Raw genomic sequence first — 20,926 nt, 5'->3', positions numbered from 1 at the left:
GGCGGGGTGGGCGGTTGGACCGGCAGACTGCGGCGGCTTGGGTTTTGGTTTTGCCGTTTGTGGTTTTGTTTTTGGGGTTTACGGCTGGGCCGGTGTTGGGGTCGTTGGGGATGAGTTTTACCGACATGCGGCAGCGGGATCTGCGGACGCCGTTCGCGGTGGACGGGGTCGGGTTCGGGAACTATCTGAAGGCGTTGCAGGACGAGACGTTTCAGAAGGCTTCCTTCAACACCGCTTATTTTGTGGTGATCGGGGTGCCGTTGACGTTGCTGGTCGCGTTGGCGGCGGCGGTGTTGCTGGATCGTGGCGTGAAGCGGTTCCAAGCGCTGTTCAAGGTCGGGTACTACCTGCCGGTGGTGACGTCGATCGTCGCGATCGCGGTGATCTGGCGGTTCGTGCTGTCGCCTGACGCGGGCCTGCTGAACACCGTGCTCGGCTGGTTCGGGATCGATGGCCCGAACTGGCTGGCGTCCAAGACCTGGGCGATGCCGTCGCTGATCGTGATGGCGGTCTGGCGGAACTTCGGTTCCGCGATGATCATCTTCCTGGCCGGGCTGCAGGGCATCCCGCAGTCGGTGGAGGAAGCCGGCCAGATCGACGGTGCGGGCCCTTGGCAACGGTTTCGGTTCCTGATCATGCCGTTGCTGCGGCCAACGATCCTGTTCACCAGCGTGACCACCGGCATCGGCTACCTGCAGTTCTTCGAGGAGCCGTTCGTGATGACGCAGGGTGGTCCGCTGAACAGCACGATCTCGGTCTCGATGTACACCTACCAGCAGTTCGGCTTCGGCAACTACGGCCTGGCGACGTCGATGGCGTACATCCTGTTCGTCGTGATCGCCGTCGTCACGTTCATCCAGTTCCGGCTGCTGAGGGAGAAGTGATGCGCCGCTCCTGGTGGATCTACCTGATCGGCGTCCTCGGCCTGATCGCCGTGGCCGCGCCGTTCCTGTGGATGTTGCTCGGCAGTTTCAAGACGCAGGGCGAACTGCTCCGCGTCCCGCCGACCTGGTGGCCGGAGAACGCCACCACCGAGAACTACGACGCCCTGTTCAGCAAGGCGAACTTCCCGCGCTACTTCCTCAACTCGACGCTCGTCGCGCTGATCGTGACAGCGGGGAACCTGACGTTCTGCTCGATGATCGGGTACGCGCTGGCCAAACTGCGGTTCAAGGGGCGCAACGCGCTCTTCCTGCTGGTGCTGGCCACGTTGATGATCCCGGGGATGGTCACGTTCGTCCCGTTGTTCGTGCTCGTCACGAATGCGGGGCTGGCCAACAGCTATCCGGGGCTGATCCTGCCGTTCCTGGTCTCGCCGTTCGGCGTGTTCCTGATGCGGCAGTTCTTCCTCGGGCTGCCGGACGACCTGATGGACGCCGGCCGCGTCGACGGGAGTGGTGAGCTGGGCATCTTCGCCCGGATCATGCTGCCGCTCACCCGGCCCGCGCTCGCAACCCTCGGCATCCTGACCTTCCTCGGCTCCTGGAACAACTTCCTCTGGCCGCTGGTGATCGCCCAGACCGAGGACAAGTACACCCTTCCCGTCGCCCTGGCGCTGTACTCGACCGGCCAGAACGCCCAGAACTTCGGCCTACTGATGGCCGGCGCGGTCGTCGTCGTCGTACCGGTGCTCGTCATGTTCCTGGCCTTCCAAAAGCACGTCACCAAGGGCATTGCAGTTACCGGACTCAAGTGATTTCAGTGAGGAGCTTCTGATGTCTTCCACCATCAACCGTCGCACGTTGCTGGCCGCCGCCGGATCCGCAGGATTGCTGGGGGTAGGCGCGAGAGCCGACGCCTACGGCGGAATCGCCCGCGCCGGCGGCGCGGGCGCAGCGGCCGGTGCCGGCGGCGCCGGGGCGGCCGGCGGCGCGGGAGCGGGTGGCGCGGGTTCTCCGGGGGAGGTTTTGTGGGGCGGGTGGAGGCCTGGCCGCGCGGACAAGGCGGTGGTGGGCCGGTGGGCTCGGGATACTTGGCGGAGTCTGGTTGCGATGACCGATGAACGCACCGGGCTGCCTGCGGACAACATCGGCGAGTCCGTCAGCAGCCCGGTTCGTAGTCGGTACACGTCGCCTACGAATATCGGTGGGTATTTGTGGAGCACGGTGGTTGCCAAGCAGTTGGGGATCATCTCGCCGCAGGAGTCGTTGCGGCGGATTACGCAGACGTTGACGACGATGAAGAACGCCGTACATCACCAGCCCAGTGGGATGTTCTTCAACTGGTACGACGAAGCCACCGGCGAGGTCCGGTACGTCGATCCCGACGGCACCAAGCCGATCACGCCGTTCGTCTCGAGCGTCGACAACGGCTGGTTCGCGTGCGCACTCATGGTGGTGCGCAACGCCGAACCGCGTGCCCGCGCCCTCGCGGATTCCCTGCTGAACAAGATGAATTTCGCCTACTACTACAACCCCGCAGCCCGCCCCGGCGGCCTCATGCGCGGCGGCTTCTTCGAAACCCCGCCGCCGGACGAGGAGACCGACAAGGGCAACCACGCCGGCACCGGGCCGGACGTGTATTACCGCAAGTTCCATTACGACACCTGCAACACCGAGGCCCGCATCGCCGGCTACATCGGCTTCGCGCTCGGACAGGTCCCGCACACCCAGTACTTCGCCACGTACCGCACGTTCCCGGACACCTGCGACTGGTCATGGGTCGAGCAGAAGCCCAAGGGCGTGCACCGCACCTACATCGGCCTCGACGTGTTCGAAGGCACCTACTCCTACCGCGGGATGCGCCTCGTGCCGTCCTGGGGCGGTGACATGTTCGAGTCGCTGATGCCCGATCTCTTCATCCCCGAAGCGACCTGGGCACCACGCAGCTGGGGCATCAACCACCCACTCACGGTCCGCGCGCAGATCGAGCACGGCCTCGACGACGCGAAGTACGGCTACTGGGGCTTCTCCCCCGCCTCGAACCCCAAGGGCGGCTACTCCGTCTACGGCGTCGAGCCGATCGGGATGGACCCCGGCGGCTACCCCTCCGACCTGGAGGCGACGAACTACGACGCGGGTTTCGACGGCTGCCGCGAGGGCACCAACCCGAACCCGACGTACGGCGACGGCGTCGTCACCCCGCACGCCGCGTTCCTGGCGATGGCCTACGCACCCCGACAGGCGATCGAGAACCTCAGCCGGATCGAGAAGAACCTGCACGCGTACGGCGCCGGCGGCTTCTACGACGCGGTCGCGGTCAGGTCCGGCCTGATCGCGAAGCGGTACCTCGCCCTCGACCAGGCCATGGTGATGGGTGCCATCGGCAACGTCTTCGCCAACGACCTGGTCCGGCGCAGCTTCGGCAGCCGGCAGGTCGAGCAGCGGATCCGGCCGCTGATCGCCATGGAGCAGTTCGAGTCCGGCCTCGAATAACGGGAGACCAGCCAGATGCAGAACGACGCCCAACAACGTGCACAGGCCGACTGGGACGAGCGGATCGCCGTTCGCAGTGACGAGGAGCGCGCCTTCGCCTTCCCCGACCTCGAGCCGCCGAAGGAGGTCACCGCGGTCGGCGGGATCGGCCAGGTCACGATCGACTGGTCGCCCGTCGACGGCGCGGTCGGCTACCTGATCCTGCGCGGAACCGGGGAACGCGGCCCGCTCGGACCGGTCGACCACCACAGCGGTGACGTCCTGTCCGTGCCGGCGCCGCCGTACGTCGACACCACGGTGACGCCGGGAACGCCGTACCGCTATGCCGTCGCGAGCGTGCCCGAGGTGACGGTGAGCGGCCGCCCGAGTCCCGCCGTCGGCGCCGTCCCGTTGGTTGCCGACGGCGCCGTTCCGCTAGTGGTCGCGACGGTCGATACGGTTGCCGAGGGCACCGAACTGCAGCGACCGTGGGTCCCGATGGTCGGCAGCGAGCGGCTCAGTCAACTACTGTGCACCGACCGCACCGGCGGTCACGAAATCGGCACCGAGCTCGCAGAAGCGCTCCGCCGGATGCACGACGACCTCGGCGTCCGAACGGTCCGGGCGCACGCGATCTTCCACGACGACACCCACGTGATCGGTGCCTCCGGCTACGACTTCTCCGTCGTCGACGCGATCTACGACAAGCTGCTCGCCATCGGCCTGCGACCGGTGGTCGAGCTCGGCTTCATGCCCCGCGAGCTGGCCAGTGATCCGTCGAAGACAGTCTTCGCGTACGGCGCGATCATCTCGCCACCATCGTCGTACGACGCGTGGCACGACCTGGTCCATGCACTCGTCCAGCACCTCGTCGAACGCTACGGCCTGGACGAAGTCCTGACCTGGGACTTCGAGGTCTGGAACGAGGCGAACCTCGAGGTCTTCTGGTCCGGCACGAAGGCCGAGTGGCTGCACCTGTACGACGTGACCGCGGCGGCCGTGAAGTCCGTGGACCAGCGCCTCGCGGTCGGCGGTCCGTCGTCGGCCGCGGCCGGGTGGGTCGACGATCTGCTCGCCCACGCCGCGGCGCACGGTACGCCGGTCGACTTCGTCTCGACCCACACCTACGGCTCGCCGCCGCTCGACGTTCGGGCCTCGCTCGAGCGGCACGGGTACGGCGACGCCCGGATCCTGTGGACCGAGTGGGGCGTGACGCCGCGGCACTTCAATCCGATCAACGACTCGGTGTTCGCCGGGGTGTTTCTGCTGCGCGGGATGCGTTCGGCGGCCGGGCGGGTCGAGGCACTCGCGTACTGGGTCGCGTCGGATCACTTCGAGGAGCTGGGTCGGCCGCCGCGGTTCCTGCACGGAGGCTTCGGTCTGCAAACCGTTGGTGGGTTGGCGAAACCCCGGTTCCACGCGATGCGCCTGTTGAGCCGGCTCGGACCGGTCGAGCTGCCGGTGACCCTGCGCGGCGACGGCGGCGGAAGTCTGATCGAGGCGTGGGCATCCCGAGACCGCGACCGGATCGCCGTACTGCTGTGGAATCTCACCCTCGACCAGACCAAGGCCGCAGGCGCCCCTGAGCTCAGCCGGACGGTCCGCGTCGAGCTGCCAGGTGTGGATCCGTCCTGGCAGGTCACCGCCACCACCTTGGCCATCGGGGTGGGCGATCTGGCCACAGCCGCCGAGGGACTTCCCGAGTGGCCGAGCGACGAGGAGCTTGCGGATCTGGCCGAGCGCAGCCGGATGGTCAGTACTCCGCTGGAGTTGCGCGACGAAGCCGTCGAACTGACGGTCCCGATGCCGTCGGCAGTTCTTCTGGAGCTAACTCCTCGTCGAGGGTGACCGCCTCCTGGATCCAGCGTTCGACGCCCGCGATGTGGACCGTCGCCCAGGCCCGCGCGACCTCGGGCTCCCGGGCGGCGATCGCGTCGAGGATCGAACGATGCTCGGCCACCGACCGGGCCACGGCGCCGGTCTCCGTCAGCCCGCGCCAGATCCGGGCCCGATAGGTCGGCTGGCGCAGGCTGTCGATGATCGACGCCAGCGCCCGGTTGCCACTGCCGATGGCGAGCAACCGGTGAAACTCCACGTCGCACGCGAGCTGGTCGTCCGCCGACGGTTCGACACCGACGTCGTCGAGGAGCTTGCGCAGCGCCGCGATGTCCTCGTCCGGCATCCGGAGCGCGGCCCGGGCGGCCGCGGCCGGCTCGAGGATTCGTCGTACCTCGAAGAACTCCAGGACCGACGCGTCCTGGTGCAGGTCCAGAACGAACCCCATCGTCTCCATCAGCAGCGACGGGTCGAGGCTTGTCACGAACGTCCCGTCGCCCTGCCGGACCTCCAGCACCCGGATCACGGCGAGCGCCTTGACCGCCTCGCGCAGCGAGTTCCGGGACAGGCCGAGGCGCGCGGCCAGATCGGGCTCCCGCGGCAGCCGATCGCCGGGCCGCAACTCACCGGACACGATCATCTGCTTGATCCGCTCGATCGCCTCGTCGGTGACCCGCACAGCTCCACCCCCTGCCATGGCTCCAGACATCCGATGTTCTAGCACGATACATCGGATGTCTAGCCCGGCGACCTCCGGCAGTCTCCGCTCAAAGCCGACTTTACGGCGGAAAGTAAGGCCGTGAGCTGTTGACGCTCCAGAAGTCTACCGACTATAGATCGGATGAATTGGCGTTACATCCCCTGGAGGTCAGCGATGAAATCACCATCCATGCGGTCACGTCGCTGGGTCACCGCGGCAGCGTCGGTCCTGGCCCTGGCGGCAGTGGCCGCCTGCGGGGGCAACAACGGCAGCAGCGGTAGTTCAGGTTCGGCCGACCAGGCCGATCTGACCTGGTCGTTCTGGATCGCGGGCTCCGAGGACCAGGCCGCGTGGCAGAAGGTCGCCGACCAGGCCCACACCGACCATGCCGGTATCACCGTCAAACTCCAGGGCGCTCCGTGGGACAACTACTGGGCAAAGATCGGGACCACGCTGGCCGGCGGCAAGGCCCCGTGCATCATCGGCATGCAGAGTCTGCGGATGGCGTCGTACGCCGGTGCGATGCTGCCGTTGGACGACCTGATGACGAAGTACGGCTTGAAGACCGAAGACTTCGACAAGCCGATCATGGACGGCCTGAAGGCGGACGGGAAGCAGATCGCGATCCCGTACGACTCCGGCCCGATGGTCATCTTCTACAACAAGGACATGTTCAAGGCCGCCGGCGTACCGGACCCGAAGCCGGGCTGGACGATGGACGAGTTCAAGGCGGCGGCGAAGAAGCTCACAGCTGCAGGGAAAACCGGCCTGGTGACGACCCCTGGCGACCTGGGCGTGACGTCCTGGGTGCGGACCCTGACCGGCGCGGAACCCCTTGCCGACGGCAAGCTCGACTTCACCGATCCGAAGTTCGAGCAGGGGTTCTCGCAGTACGCCGACTTCGTCAAGACCGACAAGATCGCCCCGCAGGTGCCGGGCGGCAATCCCGACTTCGAGACCCAGCAGTTCACCGGTGGCAAGGCGGCGATGCAGCTGAACGGTCCGTGGTCGCTGATCGACACCAAGGGCAAGGTCAAGTTCGACCTCGGGATCGCGCCGATCCCGGCCGGTCCGGACGGCTCCAAGACCTACACCGCCGGCTCGGGCTTCGGTATCGCCCGGTCCTGCAAGACGCCCGACGCCGCCTTCCAGGCCATCATGTCGATGACGAGTGAGAAGCCGCTGACGGTGCTGGCGCAGGCGGGTCGCGCGTACCCGGCCCGCACGGTGGCGCACCCGGCCTGGTTCACCGCCGCCGGGATCGACGGCGCGAAGGAGACGATCGACTACGCCTCCGAGCACTCCGTCCCGTTGGTCACCTCGAAGAACTGGGTCCAGGTCGCCGACCTGCTGAACCGGTTCGGGACGCAGGCGCTCAACGGCGAAGTCCCGCCCGACCAGGCGCTGAAGACCATCCAGGACCAGGCGGGCGCGGGTTCCTGATGGCGACGGACACCACCGTGGCCCCGCCGGGCGCGCCTGTGGGTGCGCCCCGGCCGGGGCGGCGGCCCGCGCTGCGACGGGACGGCCGGTACGCGTCGGTCTTCCTGGCACCGAGCCTGGCCGGGCTCGCGCTCTTCACGCTGTTCCCCACCGCGATGGCGCTGGGGATCAGCCTGTTCGACTGGCCGGTCTTCGGCGAGCGCAAGTTCCTCGGCGCGGGCAACTACTCGCACCTGCTGCACGACCCGGTGTTCCGCCGGGTCGTGCTGAACACCGTCCTGTTCGTGGTGCTGTACGTCCCCTTGAACGTCGTCGTCTCGCTCGGGCTCGCGGTCTGGCTGGGCCCGAAGATCAAGGGCCGGCAGGCGTTCCGGGTGATCTTCTTCATTCCGGTGATGACGCCGATGGTCGCCAACGTGATGGTCTGGCGGCTGCTGTTCCAGCCCGGTGGCCTGATCGACAGCGGCCTGCAGAGCTGGTTCGGCATCAACGCGCCGAACTTCCTCGGTGACTCCAACTGGGCGATGCCGGCGATCGTGGCGATGTCGATCTGGCAGGGCTTCGGCTACAACTTCCTGGTCTTCTCGGCCGCGCTCGACCAGGTGCCGCAGTCCCAGTTGGAGTCGGCGCAGATCGACGGAGCCGGTGCGCTGCAGCGGTTCCGCTACATCACCTGGCCGATGATCACCCCGTCGATGTTCTTCGCCACCACCCTGACGCTGATCACCTCGTTCCAGGTGTTCGCACAGCCGTTCATCCTGACCCAGGGCGGTCCAGGGGTCTCGACCCAGACGATCGTCATGTACGTCTACAACCAGGGCTGGCAATTCCTCCAGATGGGACTGGCGTCGGCGGCCGGCTGGGTGCTGTTCGTGATCATCATGGGCATCACCGCGATCCAGTTCGTCGGGCAGAAGCGGTGGGTGAACTATGACGTCTGAGACCCACAGCACCGCCCGGAAGGTCCGCAGCGGTGTCTCGCACACGCTGCTGGTCGTCGTGGCGATCGTCTTCCTCGCTCCTTTGGTGTACGCCGTTTCGACATCGCTGAAGCCTGCCGACGAAGTGTTCACACCGACACCGCATCTGTTCGGCTCGGAGATCCGGTGGAAGAACTACGCGGACGCTTTCACCTTCGCGCCGTTCGATCGGTACTTCCTGAACAGCCTGTTCGTCGCGATCGCCGGGACGCTGGTCGTGGTGGTTGCCTCGAGCATGTCGGCGTACGCCTTTGCCCGCTTGAGGTTCAGGGGCCGGGAGCAACTGTTCGTCCTCTTCCTGGGCACGCTGATGGTGCCGCAGGAAGTGCTGATCGTGCCGATGTACTGGCTGATGCAGTCGCTCGGCTGGGTGGACAGTTACTGGGCGCTGATCCTGCCCTGGGCGTTCACCGCGTTCGGCACCTTCCTGCTGCGGCAGTTCTTCCTGACCGTCCCGGCCGAGCTGGAGGAAGCCGCCCGGGTGGACGGCTGCGGGCCGTTCGGTGCGTTCCTGCGGATCATGCTCCCGCTGGCCCGGCCGGCCCTCGCCGTACTGACCGTCTTCACCTTCATCAGTTTCTGGGGCAGCTTCCTGTGGCCGTTGATCATCATCAACAGCGTCGAGGACAAAGGCACGGTGCCGCTCGGGCTGGCGCAGTTCGTCGGCCAGCAGGGCACTCAGTGGAACCTGATGATGGCAGCGTCGGTGATGGCGATGGTCCCGACCGTGTTGCTCGTCGTCCTGCTGCAGAAACACCTGGTCCGCGGTCTGCTCGTCACTGGTCTCGGCGGCCGCTAATTCTAAGGAGAGTTGAATGAACGACGCGCCTCCCGCGCATTCTGTGCAGAAGTTTCGCGACTGGCGGTTCGGCCTGTTCGTCCACTGGGGCCTGTACTCGCTGCCGGCCCGGCACGAGTGGGTGAAGAACCGTGAGCGGCTGACCGACGAGGACTACCAGCCGTACTTCGACCACTTCGAGCCCGACCTGTACGACCCGGCCAAGTGGGCGGCAGCCGCTCGCCAGGCCGGGATGAAGTACGCCGTACTCACCACCAAGCATCACGAAGGCTTCTGCCTGTGGGACTCCAAGGTCTCCGACTACACGGTTGCGCACACGGCGTGGGGTGCGGGCAAGGACCTGGTCAAGCAGTTCGTCGAGGCCTGCCGGGCCGAGGGGCTCGGGGTCGGCTTCTACCACTCGCTGATCGACTGGCACCATCCCGAGTTCCCGATCGACCTCGTGCATCCGCAGCGCGACGACGAGGAGGCAATCGCGAAGGCGGCCGGCCGCGACATCACGGTGTACGCCGAGTACCTGCATGCGCAGACGCGTGAGTTGCTGACCAACTACGGGCCGATCGACATCATGTGGTTCGACTTCTCCTACCCGGGGCGCACGTACGACGACGGCCGCGACGGGCACGGGAAGGGTCGCGACGACTGGCAGTCGGAGAAGCTGATGGCGATGGTCCGGGAGCTGCAGCCGGACATCCTGATCAACGACCGGCTGGATATCCCCGGCGACTTCGTCACGCCCGAGCAGTACCAGCCGGACGGTCCGATGCAGCGTGACGGGAAGCCGGTGGTGTGGGAGGCGTGCCAGACCCTCAACGGCAGCTGGGGGTACGACCGGGACAACCTGGACTGGAAGTCACCTGAGCTGCTGGTGAAGATGCTGGTCGACTCCGTCTCCAAGGACGGCAACCTGCTGCTGAACGTCGGCCCGACCGGACGAGGCGAGTTCGACCCACGGGCGCTGGCGACGCTCGCGTCGATCGGCGAGTGGATGCGCCTGCACGAACGGTCCGTCCGTGGGGCGCGGCCGGCGTCGGAGTACACCGCTCCCACCGACTGCCGCTTCACCCAGAAGGGCAACCGCTTGTACCTCCACCTGTTCTCCTGGCCGATGGGTCACATCCACCTCCCCGGCATGGCCGGCAAGATCAACTACGCCCAACTCCTGAACGACGCCTCAGAAATCCACCGCGTCGTCACCGACCCCGACCAGACAGCCCAGAACACCACCATGGGCGGCCTCCCCGCCGACACCCTCACCCTCAAACTCCCGATCCAAAAACCCAACGTCCTGGTCCCGGTAATCGAGCTCTTCCTCTAACCGGATTTGCCTGGTTGACCCACGCCGTTGGGGGTTTGTGACCCTGGTTCAGGGTCACAAACCCCGGATCTGCCTGGTCAACCAGGCAAATCCGGTCAGGTGGGGTCGATGGGGGTGGGGCGGGCGGGTTGTTCGCCGCCTCTGGCTTCGAGGTAGGTGTTTTTCGGGACCATGACCTTGCGGCGGAAGAGGCAGACTACGGTGCCGTCTTGTTTGTAGCCTTTGGTTTCTACGTAGACCACGCCCCGGTCGTCCTTGGACTTCGACTCCCACTTGTCCAGGACGACGGTTTCGCCGTAGATCGTGTCGCCGTGGAAGGTCGGCGCGATGTGGCGCAACGACTCGATCTCCAGGTTCGCGATCGCCTTGCCGCTCACGTCCGGCACCGACATTCCGAGCAGGATCGAGTAGATGTAGTTGCCCACCACAACGTTCTTGCCGAACTGGGTGGTCTCCTCGGCGTAGTGCGTGTCGAGGTGCAACGGATGGTGGTTCATCGTGAGCAGGCAGAACAGGTGGTCGTCGTACTCGGTCACCGTCTTGCCGGGCCAGTGCTTGTAGACGGCACCGACCTCGAACTCTTCGTAGCTGCGGCCGAACTGCACCCGACTCCCCCTCAGTCGAGCGGCCGCTGGGCGGACTGCTGCTGTGGCGCCGGCTGCTCGGGCAGGCGCGGGTTCACCTCGCCCTTGAGCGCCAGCTTGGCCAGGTGGTTGCGCGCCTCCTCGGCGAACTTGAAGTCGCACAGTACGTCGTACGTCGTCGCGACCACCGCGGTCCGTGAGGTGAAGTCACGCCGGCCGGCCGACTGCGCGTAGCTGAGGCCGCCGAAGACCAGTCCGAAGAAGGCGCCCAGCACCACGCCGACCAGCAGTGCGGCCAGGAAGTTGCCGTTGGTGAACCAGCCCAGCAGCAGACCGACGAACAGCCCGAACCAGGCACCGCTGGCCAGACCCGCGGTCAGTGCGCGGCCCCAGGTGAGCCGGCCGGTGATCTTCTCCACCTGCCGGAGGTTGTTGCCGACGATGGTCGTGTGCTCGACCGGGAACTTCTCGTCCGACAGGTAGTCGACAGCTCGCTGCGCCTCCCTGTAGGTGTCGTACGTACCGATCGTCAGGCCGCTCGGCCTGGGGTCCATCGAGGGCATGCCCTGCGTGGTCATCGTCGATCCTCTCCACGTGCTTGCACCCCCATCATTGCCGACGCCTGGTGACGGCGCTTGATAGCCTCGCCGTAATGACCGGGCGACGGTGGGACATGGGCGCGACACGCCGGATGGGACGAGTCTTCGCCCGGCGTGCGAACGGCGACGAACCACCGCCCGCGGACATCGTCGCGAGCGGTAAACTGGACGGCGCTCTGGTCGACTGGGCCTTCTACCGCGACGGCCATCGCGACGAGCGGGTCAACTCCTACACCGAGGCCCTGGCCAAGGCCCGCAGCGGCATGGGGTTCGTCTGGATCGGGCTGTTCCAGCCGACCGATCACCAGCTGGCGATCATCGGTGCGGAGTTCGGTCTGCACAAGCTGGCCCTCGAGGACGCCTACGAGGCCCACCAGCGCCCCAAGCTCGAGCGGTACGACGACACCCTCTTCGCCGTACTCAAAACCGTCAGGTATGTCCCGCACGGGGACCTGACCGCCACCAGCGAGGTGGTCGAGACCGGTGAGGTGATGATCTTCTGCGGGCCTGGATTCGTCGTCACGGTGCGCCATGGTGAGCACAGCGAGCTGACGGGCATCCGGCAGGAGCTGGAGGGGCAGCCCGACCGTCTGTCCACCGGTCCGGGCTCGGTGCTGCATGCGATCGCCGACCACGTGGTCGACCGGTACCTCGAGGTGGCCGACGCCGTACAGGCCGATATCGACCTGATCGAGACCGCGATGTTCACCCCGCGCGGCTGGCGCAACATCGACCGCGTCTATCAACTCAAGCGCGAAGTGCTGGAGCTGAAGCGGGCCGTGGCCCCACTGACCGGGCCGATGCGCGCTTTGTCGACAGTGCGGCATCCGTTGATCGCGGACGAGACCAGGAACTACTTCCGCGACGTCGACGACCACCTGCTGCGCGTGAAGGAGCAGGTGATCTCGTTCGACGAGCTGCTCAGCTCGATCCTGCAGGCCGGCCTGGCCCAGGTGCAGGTGGCCGAGAACGACGACATGCGGCGGATCTCGGCCTGGGTCGCGATCCTGGCGGTGCCGACGATGATCGCCGGCATCTACGGGATGAACTTCGACTACATGCCCGAACTGCGGTGGCGGTACTCCTACTTCGTCGTGCTCCTCGTGATGTTGACCGCCTGCACGGGCCTCTACCGACTCTTCAAACGCATCCACTGGCTGTGACCGTCCGGGTGACCCCGGAGCGGAGTTAGTATCCAACGGGAACTCGCCAGATCACTGGGCGGGCCCAATACAGGACAACGTGTCAGCTGGCAACCTTGTGCCATGGCCGCGACTGCTGCGCCGTTCGATCCTTCAAACGGTTGTCTGGCATTTGGGCTGCTGATTGAATAGGAACCTCGCGTTCGGTCAGGAGTCCACCACAGTCTGCGACCGCCGGCATCGGGGGATGTCGTGAGAGTTGGTTCCGGGAGGGACTCGCCGTGCTTCGTATCCACTTCACGCCACGAGACCTTGCCCGTGTCACAGTCGCGAGCACGCCCGCGCCGTTGTGGGAGGTCCTCCTCAGCCTGCACATGCTGCAGCAGGCCGAGGGACGCCTGATCTTCGAGGACTGGCGCCGGCACGTGCGGACGAAGGTCGCGCCGGACCAGATGCGGCTGCTCCTGGAGCTGACTCCGCCGAAGGGTTACTCCCCCGACTTCCTGACACCGGCCGAGGGCACTGCGGACTTCGACACCACGCTCGAGATGACGCTGGCCACGCCGCGCCAGCAGATCCGCGACCAGCTCGACCTGCTCACCAACTGGCGTCCGGCCTCGCCGTGGACGCGCGAGCTGGCCGGCGGCGACCGTTCGTCACTGAAGAAGCTCGGCCGGGCGATCCGGACCTATCACGATGCCGCGATCGCGCCGTACTGGAAGTCGATCGGGACGCATGTGTCGGCCGACCACGCGCATCGCGGCGAGGCTTTGGCCCGGCACGGGGTCGACCGGCTGCTCGCGTCGATCCATCCGCGGGTCAAGTGGGTTGCACCGGTGCTGCAGGTGCTCGACCTGAACGATCGGGACCTGTATCTGGACGGTCGCGGCATCGAGCTGCAGCCGTCGGCGTTCTGCTGGCAGGTGCCGACGAAGCTGCGCGACCCAGAGCTCAAGCCGATCCTGGTGTACCCGATCCAGCACGCTCCCGGCATCCTGCGGCAGACGTCGATGAGTCCGGTCACCTCGAGCGATTCGCTCGGCTCGCTGCTCGGCTCGACCCGAGCGGCCGCGCTCGAGGCAACCGTCGCGGGCTGTACGACGACCGAGCTCGCCAAGCGCTGCAACATCTCCCCGGCCGCGGCCAGCCACCAGGCCACTGTGCTGCGCGAGGCCGGGCTGATCACCACTCGCCGCGCCGGTGCGTCCGTCCGTCACGAGGTCACCCAACTCGGGATCTGGCTCCTGTCCGGCCACGGCTCCGGCACTACCCGCAGCGCCGCTCCCACGCACGCCCGTAGCCCGATCTGAACCCCCGCCCCTCGTGCCGGCCGGCGTCAGCTCACTTCGTGGATGCCTGGGCAGGTTGAAGACTCCAGGAGGCGGACGATCTCATCGCGGTCGAAGTGGAGGGACGGGCCTTGGCGATCGGCGGCGGCCAGGGCTCGTTGCCAGGTGGCCCGAGCTTCCTCGTGGTGGCCGGCGGACTGGTAGGCCTGGCCCAGACTGATCAGCGTCGGAACCTCGGCGGCGCCCAGCTCGAGCTCACGACACATCTGGGCCGATTCCGCCAGGTACGTGATCGCGTGCTCGAAGTCGCCGTTGTGCATGTACGCGTAACCCACGGTGTCCAGTGCGTAGGCCAGCCCACGCAGGTACCCGATCGACCGGTGCCGCCGGACCGCCTCCAAACCGTGCGCGATCGCCTCGTCGTAATTGCCCAAGGCGACCAGGGCGTTGGCCAGGTTGTTCTGAGCTGAGCCGTACGAGCGATCGTCGTCGCTGTACTCCATAGCCAGCTCCAGATGCCGCACCGCGGCCTCCATCGCGTGCCCGGTCTCCTCTTCCTTGCGATAGGTCATCCCGATGTTGCTGTGCAGCATGCTGATGCCCGGGCGCAGCCCGATCGACTCCATCGACTCCAGCGCCCGGTGGAACTGCGCCAACGCCTCCTGGATCCGACCGAGCAAGCCATAGCTGACCGCGAGCTGGTTGCGGACCACAGCCTCCAGCAGCGGCTCACCGGTGAGCTCGGCCGACCGTACGGCGGTTTCGTGTGCGACCAGCACCGCCGGACTCGGAGAGCGTTGCTGCTCGAGGTAGTCCCACATCTCGCTGCCCAGCGCAGCAGCCAGCCGGTGATGACCGCGTGCGGCTCCGGCGACGACAGCCGCGAGCAGCGTGTTCCACTCCTGCCGGATCCAAGCCAGCGCGTCCGCACCCGTCGCGAAGGTCATCGGCCGAACGCCGGTCACCGGTTCCTGCAACACCTTGAACCGCACCACCCCACCGCGCGCCAGCCGAGCCGCCTGGGCCGTGTGCGCAAGCCAGTCCAGCAACCTCGCCACGGCGGCGTCCACTTCCTCAGACTCTTCAAGACCCGCGGCATAAAGCCGGATCAAGTCGTGCAGCTGGTACGACGCCGACGACGCCTGCTCGAGCAGGTTGGCCTCGACCAGCAGGTCCAGCAGACGCTCGGCCTCAGCCTCGTCGACGCCCGCGAGTGCCGCGACCGCCGGCAGCTCGAATTCGGCGCCCGGGTAGACGCCGAGCAGCCGGAACAACCGGGCCGCGTCCGACGGCAGCGCCTGGTACGACCAGGACAGGACCGCGCGCACGCTGCTCAGCTCGTCGTCGCCGACCTCCAGTGCACTCAACCGGTCACTCGCGTCGGCGAGCTGCCTGGTGATGTCAGTGCTCCGGCTGCGGCCGGCCCGCTCCGCACCGATCACCAGAGCCAGCGGCAGGCGGCCGCAGAGCTCGGCGAATTCGGCCAGCTGGGCGACGTCGTACGGGCGACTCGCGACCACGCGGGCGAGGAGCTCGGTCGACTCCTCGGCCGACATCTCCCCCAGGCTCAAGCGTCGAGCGCCCTCACGCGCGACCAGCCCACGCAACTGGTTGCGGCTGGTCACGATCGCGAACCCACCGGCCCCCGGCAGCAGCGGCCGGACCTGGGCCGCGTTGCGCGCGTTGTCGAGGACGAGCAGCAACTTCTTCTCCGCCAACAGCGTGCGGAGGTGCGCCGACCGTGCCTCGGTCGCACCGGCCAACTCGTCGACCGGCACGCCCAGACCGACCAGCAGGTCGCCCAACGCGTCATGCGGCTCAACCAGGCCACCCGCGCTGTAGCCACGCAGGTTGATGTACAACTGCCCGTCCGGGAAGTGCTTGCGGACCTGATAGGCCCAATGCACAGCCAGCGTGGTCTTTCCTGCGCCGCCGGTGCCGTCGATCGCGACGATCACGCCGGTCCGGTCCGGGGCGCGTTCGGCCAGCACATCGTCCAAGAACTCCAGTGCTTCCCGCCGACCGGTGAATGTGGGCAGGTCGGCCGGCAGCTGCCTCGGCACCGGCACAACCCGCAGGCCACCATGACCTGTCCCAAGGAGCTCGGCGTACACGGCCTGCAGTTCCGGTCCTGGGTCGACTCCGAGTTCATCGGCGATCCGGACCCGCACCGACTCGTACAGCTCGAGTGCTTCGGCCGCACGGCCCGCTCTGGCCAGCAATCGCAGCAGACGCACCCACAGCGACTCACGGAGCGGGTAGATCGCCGTGAGGTCGCGCAGCTCCGCCAGCACCTCGCTGTGGTGCCGCTCCTCTACCCGGAGATCGGTACGCCGCTCCACGGCCGCCAGATACTGCTCCGTCAGCCGGGGTGCCTCGATGGCTTCCAGCCAGTCAGACCGGACGCCATCGAACGGGTGTCCTCCCCACAACTCCAGGGCCGCCAGGATCGCGGTGTACTCGGACTCCTCGTCGTCCGCCTGGGCCGCGGTCCGCATCAGCTGGGTGAACCGGTGCACGTCGACCTGCTCAGCGTCCAACTGCAGGCTGTAGCCGGCCTGGGCGGTCGTGACGAGATCCGCGCCGATCGCGCGGCGCAACCGGGTCATCAGCGTGTGCAGGCTCGGTCCAATGTTCGCGGGCGGCTCGTCACCCCAGACACGCTCGGCCAGCACCGGAGTGGAGACGGGCTCACCGGTTGAGAGCGCGAGCACGGCCAGCAGCACCCGGACCCGCTCGCCACCGAGCTCCACCGGGCGTCCGTCGATCCGCACGGACACTCCGCCGAGCAGGCGAACCTCGACCCGCCCACCCCAATCGCCTTGTGTCATCACTCTCCGCTCCCCAGCCCGCGCTCAAAAGGTACCTCCGCGGGGGCTTATCCGTCTGGTGACAGGGTCGTGACAGGGGGGTCCTGCCAACCTGGGTACGAGTTAAGAGGGGGTATCCAGGGTGCTTCGCATTCATTTCACCGGGGAGGACCTGGCTCGGACCACGCTGGCCGATGAGCCTGACCCGATGTGGGAGGTCTTGCTGAGCCTTCACCAACTGCAGGGCCGTGACGGTGCCACGCACTACGGCACGTGGCGCGAGCGCGTCCGCAGGCTGCTCCCCCGCCCAGCCACCTCCCTGCTGCAGTTGGCACCGCCTCGCGGCTACTCCCCGGACTTCCTCACCCCGGCGCAGCACAGTGCGACGTTCGACGAAGCACTGGACCGCGTGCTGTCCACTCCGTCCCGGCGGATGGGGTCGGAGCTCGAACTGCTCGCCGAACGACGCCCTCGGACCAGTTGGACGCGTGACCTGGCGGCTGGCCAGGCTGACGCCGTACATGGTCTTGGGCGGGCTCTGCGCGTGTACCACCAGTCGGCGGTCGAGCCGTACTGGGAATCGATCAAGTCGCTCGTACGGACCGACCACCAGCAGCAAGTCAGCAAGCTGACCGGTGCGGGTGTGGAGAGCCTTCTCAGCCGGCTACACCCGTCGGTGCGGTGGAACTCGCCGGTCCTGGAGATCCCTGACTTCGCAGACCGCGATGTGCACCTCGATGGGCGAGGACTGCGGCTTCAGCCGTCGGTGTTCTGCTGGAAGGCGCCCACCAAGCTGCAGGACCCCACTCTGCCGCCGGTGCTGGTCTATCCGGTCCAATACGCGCCAGGGCAGCTGCGTCGGGTGTCCGTCGAGAACCGGTCGCAACCGCTGGCCGCACTCCTCGGTACGACGCGAGCGGCCGCGCTGGAGGCGGTTGCGGACGGCTGTACGACGACCGAACTGGCGGCCCGCTGCCAGATCTCCGCGGCCGGGGCGAGCCGGCAAGCGGGCATCCTGCGTGATGCCGGCCTGATCACTACGCGTCGTGCGGGTCAGGCGGTCCGGCACGACCTCACAGTCCTCGGCAAGGCGATCCTGGCCGGCGGATTCATCGGGGTCGGGGCCGACCAGAGCGCCTAGCCCGCAGAGCCTGGAGCCCTTACAGCTTGTAGTCCTCGAGCAGCCGGCGGCCGATGATCATCCGCTGGATGTCCGCCGTACCCTCACCGATCAGCAGCATCGGCGCCTCCCGGTAGAGGCGCTCGATCTCGTACTCCTTGGAGAATCCGTAGCCACCGTGGATGCGGAACGAATCCTCCACGACCTGTGCGCAGTACTCGCTGGCCAGATACTTCGCCACGCCCGCCTCGAAGTCGTTGCGGGAGCCGCTGTCCTTCTTCCGCGCTGCCTTCACCATCAGCTCGTGCGCGGCCTCGACCTTGACCGCCATGTCGGCCAGCCGGAACAGGACCGCCTGGTGCTCGGCGATCTTCTTGCCGAACGTCTCCCGCTGCTGCGCGTACGAGATGCCCAGCTCGAACGCCCGCCGGGCCACCCCACAGCCGCGGGCCGCGACGTTCACCCGGCCGACCTCGACGCCGTCCATCATCTGGTAGAAACCCTTGCCCGGTACGCCGCCGAGGATCTGGCCGGCGTCGATCCGGTAGCCGTCGAAGATCAGCTCGGTCGTGTCGACGCCCTTGTAGCCCATCTTCTCGATCTTGCCCGGCACAGTCAGGCCCTGGTCGACCTCGCCGAAACCTGGCTCCTTCTCGACCAGGAAAGTGGTCATGTTCTTGTAGATCGAGTCCTGACCCTCGTCGGTCTTGACGAGGACGGCGACCAGGTTGGCCGAGCCGCCGTTCGTCAGCCACATCTTCTGGCCGTTGACGACATAGCCGTCGCCGTCGCGGGCGGCCTTCGTCTTGATCGCGGCAACGTCCGACCCACACCCGGGCTCGGACATCGAGAACGCGCCGCGGACCTCACCGGTCGCCATCCGCGGCAGGTACTTCTGCTTCTGCTCGTCGGTGCCGTGCTGCAGCAGCATGTAGGCGACGATGAAGTGGGTGTTGATGATGCCGGAGACGCTCATCCAGCCGCGGGCGATCTCCTCGACACACAGTGCGTAGGTGAGCAGCGATTCGCCGAGACCGCCGTACTCCTCCGGAATCATCAGGCCGAACAGGCCGAGCTCCTTGAGGCCCTCGACGATCTCGGTCGGGTACTCGTCGCGGTGCTCGAGCTCGGTGGCGACCGGGAGGATCTCCGCCTCGACGAAGGCGCGGACCGTCTTCAGGATCTCCTCCTGGATGTCGGTCAGCCCGTCGGTCTGCTGCAACCTGCTCATCGCTCGGCTCCTTCGATCGGGTCGCTTACCCGCGAGTATCGCGGTTCTCAGCATCCCGGTACGACGGCGACACCCGCTGTGACTCCGGCCACCTGGCGAAGGTCGCGTGGCTCACTCGTTGTCGCTGTTGCCATTCCCATTGCTGTTGCTGCCGTTGTTGCTGCCGTTGTTGCTGCCGTTGTTGTTGCTGTTGTTGTTGCTGGGCTGCGGCAGGATGTTGCTGACCACTGTGAAGCCCGCGACGATCTGCGGCGTCGCCTGCCACCTTTGTCGCTGCTGCGCCTCGTACAGTCGTTGCCTGGCGTTGTAGAAGTGCTCTGCCGCCGCATTGGTGTTGCCGTGGTCCAGTGCCTCCGCGGCCTGGTCCAGCTCACGCGAAGCGTCTTGCGGTGCCCTGCTGCGGGAGCCCTTCTCGGTGGCCCGGACCTGGGCGGCGAGAGTCCGCAACGTCTGCACAAGCGCGGCCTGCGGGTTCTGGTGCGTCGTGGGCTTCGGTGTGGGCTTGGGGTCGGCTTCTTCGACGGAGTCTTGGACGGCGTGGGTGTCGGCGTCGGCGTGGTCTTGGGGGCGGCAACGGCCTTCTTGACCGGAGCGGACGGCGTTCCGCCGGCCTGTGCCGACGGATCGTTTCCTACACCTGCCCGCAGCAGCATTGCGCCGACGATGGCGACGACCACCACCGCAGCGGCCACACCGGCCTTGGCCAGCGAGAAACCACGTATCTGCGACCTGTGGGTGCCGGTCTCGGCCCGCTCGTCGTCTTCGTCCTCCCACTTGCCTACGCCGACCACGTCAGCAGCCGCTGCTGCCGGCACCGGTGTGGTGAACGCGAGGACCTGCGTCGCGTTGTGGGCGGTCAGGAGTGCGGTGATCTCATCGGCCGAGGACGGACGGTCTGCCGGGTTCTTGGCGAGCAGACGTGTAACCAGGCCGGCCAGCTCAGGCGGTACGTCGGTCCGCGTGATCGGTGGGGGCGGTGTGTCCAGGTGCTGCCGCATGACCGTGTCCACGGTCGCGCCGGTGAAGGGCGGCGTACCGGTCAGAAGCTCGTGCAGGACGCAGCCGAACGAGTACCAGTCGCTGGCTGGGGTGGCGGACTCACCGCGGACCTGCTCCGGCGACACGTAGGCCGCCGTACCGAGAAGAACGCCCAGACCGGTCGTCTCGTTGCCTGCGCGCTTGGCGATGCCGAAGTCGGTGATCTTGAGCGTGCCGTCCGGTGCGAGCAACAGGTTGCCCGGCTTGACGTCCCGGTGCACGATCCCGGCGGCGTGCGCGGCGTCGAGTGCGCGCGCACCTTGCGTCGCGATCTCCCTGACCAGCTCGGCGCTCGGTAGTCCCGCCGTACGCATCAGCTGGGCCAGGTCGGGTCCGGACACGAGCTCCATCACCAGGAAGACATGGCCGTCCTCGGCGCCGACGTCGTAGGTCGCAACCACATTCGGATGCATCAAGCGAGCGGCTGCTTGGGCCTCGGCGCGGAATCGTTCGACCGCGTCCATCGGGTCGCCTTCGAGCGAGCGGAGCAGCTTCACCGCCACCTGGCGGGCGAGGACGGTGTCCTCGGCCTGCCACACCTCACCCGCACCGCCTCTGCCCAGCAGGGTCATCAATCGATAGCGCCCTGCCAGTACCTCGCCGTTCACACCCAACACCTTCCGCAGCGGACCGCAACACTTTAGGCGGCATCGGGGGTGAGATCGAGTCCGCGACCGAAAGCTT

Annotated in this window: 17 protein-coding genes; 11 read left to right on the top strand and 6 right to left on the bottom strand. The window is 67.0% G+C overall.

Annotated elements, in window-relative coordinates:
* The first annotated feature begins 110 nt into the window (after nucleotides 1-110).
* From ACWF4Z_RS24695 to ACWF4Z_RS24680, 4 genes are read left to right on the top strand one after another with little or no spacing between them, the layout of a single operon-like run.
* On the top strand, nucleotides 111-884 hold the full coding sequence (locus ACWF4Z_RS24695; protein ID WP_452245499.1) for a carbohydrate ABC transporter permease: 774 nt from the start codon (nucleotides 111-113) through the stop codon (nucleotides 882-884).
* Nucleotides 884-1,696 carry a carbohydrate ABC transporter permease gene (locus ACWF4Z_RS24690; RefSeq protein WP_452245498.1) on the top strand — a complete coding sequence of 271 codons (813 nt, stop codon included), beginning with the start codon at nucleotides 884-886 and terminating at the stop codon, nucleotides 1,694-1,696. The genes ACWF4Z_RS24695 and ACWF4Z_RS24690 overlap by 1 nt, the downstream gene beginning before the upstream one ends.
* A gap of 19 nt (nucleotides 1,697-1,715) precedes the next feature.
* Entirely contained in the window at nucleotides 1,716-3,374 is a 1,659-nt protein-coding gene (locus ACWF4Z_RS24685; protein ID WP_452245497.1) for a glucoamylase family protein, read from the top strand.
* 15 nt (nucleotides 3,375-3,389) lie between these two features.
* Nucleotides 3,390-5,201, top strand: coding sequence for a GH39 family glycosyl hydrolase (locus ACWF4Z_RS24680; RefSeq protein WP_452245496.1), 1,812 nt, complete (start codon nucleotides 3,390-3,392; stop codon nucleotides 5,199-5,201).
* On the opposite strand, the gene ACWF4Z_RS24675 is transcribed toward ACWF4Z_RS24680, so the two are convergent.
* Nucleotides 5,107-5,868 (bottom strand): FadR/GntR family transcriptional regulator, encoded by a 762-nt coding sequence (locus ACWF4Z_RS24675; RefSeq protein WP_452245495.1) that lies wholly within the window; start codon nucleotides 5,866-5,868, stop codon nucleotides 5,107-5,109. The two genes, ACWF4Z_RS24680 and ACWF4Z_RS24675, sit on opposite strands and share 95 nt — an antisense overlap.
* A gap of 195 nt (nucleotides 5,869-6,063) precedes the next feature.
* Between ACWF4Z_RS24675 and ACWF4Z_RS24670 the strand changes: the two genes are divergently transcribed.
* Genes ACWF4Z_RS24670 through ACWF4Z_RS24655 form a run of 4 tightly spaced genes read left to right on the top strand, consistent with a single transcriptional unit; the run spans nucleotide 6,064 to nucleotide 10,429 of the window.
* Nucleotides 6,064-7,332 carry an ABC transporter substrate-binding protein gene (locus tag ACWF4Z_RS24670; RefSeq protein ID WP_452245494.1) on the top strand — a complete coding sequence of 423 codons (1,269 nt, stop codon included), beginning with the start codon at nucleotides 6,064-6,066 and terminating at the stop codon, nucleotides 7,330-7,332.
* On the top strand, nucleotides 7,332-8,273 hold the full coding sequence (locus tag ACWF4Z_RS24665) for a carbohydrate ABC transporter permease (RefSeq protein ID WP_452245493.1): 942 nt from the start codon (nucleotides 7,332-7,334) through the stop codon (nucleotides 8,271-8,273). The genes ACWF4Z_RS24670 and ACWF4Z_RS24665 overlap by 1 nt, the downstream gene beginning before the upstream one ends.
* The gene (locus ACWF4Z_RS24660; RefSeq protein WP_452245492.1) at nucleotides 8,263-9,111 is read left to right on the top strand and encodes a carbohydrate ABC transporter permease; all 849 of its coding nucleotides are present in this window, start codon (nucleotides 8,263-8,265) and stop codon (nucleotides 9,109-9,111) included. The genes ACWF4Z_RS24665 and ACWF4Z_RS24660 overlap by 11 nt, the downstream gene beginning before the upstream one ends.
* Nucleotides 9,112-9,127: 16 nt before the next feature.
* On the top strand, nucleotides 9,128-10,429 hold the full coding sequence (locus tag ACWF4Z_RS24655) for an alpha-L-fucosidase (protein WP_452245491.1): 1,302 nt from the start codon (nucleotides 9,128-9,130) through the stop codon (nucleotides 10,427-10,429).
* A gap of 95 nt (nucleotides 10,430-10,524) precedes the next feature.
* On the opposite strand, the gene ACWF4Z_RS24650 is transcribed toward ACWF4Z_RS24655, so the two are convergent.
* Nucleotides 10,525-11,034 carry a MaoC family dehydratase gene (locus ACWF4Z_RS24650; RefSeq protein ID WP_452245490.1) on the bottom strand — a complete coding sequence of 170 codons (510 nt, stop codon included), beginning with the start codon at nucleotides 11,032-11,034 and terminating at the stop codon, nucleotides 10,525-10,527.
* 11 nt (nucleotides 11,035-11,045) lie between these two features.
* Entirely contained in the window at nucleotides 11,046-11,591 is a 546-nt protein-coding gene (locus tag ACWF4Z_RS24645) for a general stress protein (protein ID WP_452245489.1), read from the bottom strand.
* Nucleotides 11,592-11,665: 74 nt separating this feature from the next.
* On the opposite strand from ACWF4Z_RS24645, the gene ACWF4Z_RS24640 reads away from it, so the two are divergent.
* On the top strand, nucleotides 11,666-12,775 hold the full coding sequence (locus ACWF4Z_RS24640; protein ID WP_452245488.1) for a magnesium and cobalt transport protein CorA: 1,110 nt from the start codon (nucleotides 11,666-11,668) through the stop codon (nucleotides 12,773-12,775).
* Between the two features lie 260 nt (nucleotides 12,776-13,035).
* The gene (locus tag ACWF4Z_RS24635) at nucleotides 13,036-14,064 is read left to right on the top strand and encodes an ArsR/SmtB family transcription factor (RefSeq protein WP_452245487.1); all 1,029 of its coding nucleotides are present in this window, start codon (nucleotides 13,036-13,038) and stop codon (nucleotides 14,062-14,064) included.
* Between the two features lie 26 nt (nucleotides 14,065-14,090).
* Here ACWF4Z_RS24635 and ACWF4Z_RS24630 read toward each other — a convergent pair whose 3' ends face one another.
* Nucleotides 14,091-16,874, bottom strand: coding sequence for a BTAD domain-containing putative transcriptional regulator (locus tag ACWF4Z_RS24630; RefSeq protein WP_452245486.1), 2,784 nt, complete (start codon nucleotides 16,872-16,874; stop codon nucleotides 14,091-14,093).
* Between the two features lie 121 nt (nucleotides 16,875-16,995).
* Between ACWF4Z_RS24630 and ACWF4Z_RS24625 the strand changes: the two genes are divergently transcribed.
* A complete protein-coding gene (locus tag ACWF4Z_RS24625) occupies nucleotides 16,996-17,994 on the top strand; it encodes an ArsR/SmtB family transcription factor (protein ID WP_452245485.1) in 999 nt (332 codons plus the stop codon).
* 19 nt (nucleotides 17,995-18,013) lie between these two features.
* Here ACWF4Z_RS24625 and ACWF4Z_RS24620 read toward each other — a convergent pair whose 3' ends face one another.
* Nucleotides 18,014-19,204: an acyl-CoA dehydrogenase family protein gene (locus tag ACWF4Z_RS24620; RefSeq protein WP_452245484.1), complete on the bottom strand. Its 1,191-nt coding sequence runs from the start codon at nucleotides 19,202-19,204 to the stop codon at nucleotides 18,014-18,016.
* Nucleotides 19,205-19,251: 47 nt separating this feature from the next.
* Nucleotides 19,252-20,850 carry a serine/threonine-protein kinase gene (locus ACWF4Z_RS24615; protein ID WP_452245483.1) on the bottom strand — a complete coding sequence of 533 codons (1,599 nt, stop codon included), beginning with the start codon at nucleotides 20,848-20,850 and terminating at the stop codon, nucleotides 19,252-19,254.
* Nucleotides 20,851-20,926: the final 76 nt, after the last annotated feature.

The sequence above is a fragment of the Kribbella sp. NPDC055071 genome, from assembly GCF_053608045.1.
This window is presented reverse-complemented; position numbering and strand designations above follow the sequence as displayed.

Excerpts from the sequence above, each read along its gene's own strand:
- ACWF4Z_RS24695 (WP_452245499.1), top strand. The coding sequence starts at position 111 with ATGAGTTTTACCGACATGCGGCAGCGGGATCTGCGGACGCCGTTCGCG.
- ACWF4Z_RS24690 (WP_452245498.1), top strand. The coding sequence starts at position 884 with ATGCGCCGCTCCTGGTGGATCTACCTGATCGGCGTCCTCGGCCTGATC.
- ACWF4Z_RS24685 (WP_452245497.1), top strand. The coding sequence starts at position 1,716 with ATGTCTTCCACCATCAACCGTCGCACGTTGCTGGCCGCCGCCGGATCC.
- ACWF4Z_RS24680 (WP_452245496.1), top strand. The coding sequence starts at position 3,390 with ATGCAGAACGACGCCCAACAACGTGCACAGGCCGACTGGGACGAGCGG.
- ACWF4Z_RS24670 (WP_452245494.1), top strand. The coding sequence starts at position 6,064 with ATGAAATCACCATCCATGCGGTCACGTCGCTGGGTCACCGCGGCAGCG.
- ACWF4Z_RS24665 (WP_452245493.1), top strand. The coding sequence starts at position 7,332 with ATGGCGACGGACACCACCGTGGCCCCGCCGGGCGCGCCTGTGGGTGCG.
- ACWF4Z_RS24660 (WP_452245492.1), top strand. The coding sequence starts at position 8,263 with ATGACGTCTGAGACCCACAGCACCGCCCGGAAGGTCCGCAGCGGTGTC.
- ACWF4Z_RS24655 (WP_452245491.1), top strand. The coding sequence starts at position 9,128 with ATGAACGACGCGCCTCCCGCGCATTCTGTGCAGAAGTTTCGCGACTGG.
- ACWF4Z_RS24645 (WP_452245489.1), bottom strand. The coding sequence starts at position 11,591 with ATGACCACGCAGGGCATGCCCTCGATGGACCCCAGGCCGAGCGGCCTG.
- ACWF4Z_RS24640 (WP_452245488.1), top strand. The coding sequence starts at position 11,666 with ATGACCGGGCGACGGTGGGACATGGGCGCGACACGCCGGATGGGACGA.
- ACWF4Z_RS24630 (WP_452245486.1), bottom strand. The coding sequence starts at position 16,874 with ATGACACAAGGCGATTGGGGTGGGCGGGTCGAGGTTCGCCTGCTCGGC.
- ACWF4Z_RS24620 (WP_452245484.1), bottom strand. The coding sequence starts at position 19,204 with ATGAGCAGGTTGCAGCAGACCGACGGGCTGACCGACATCCAGGAGGAG.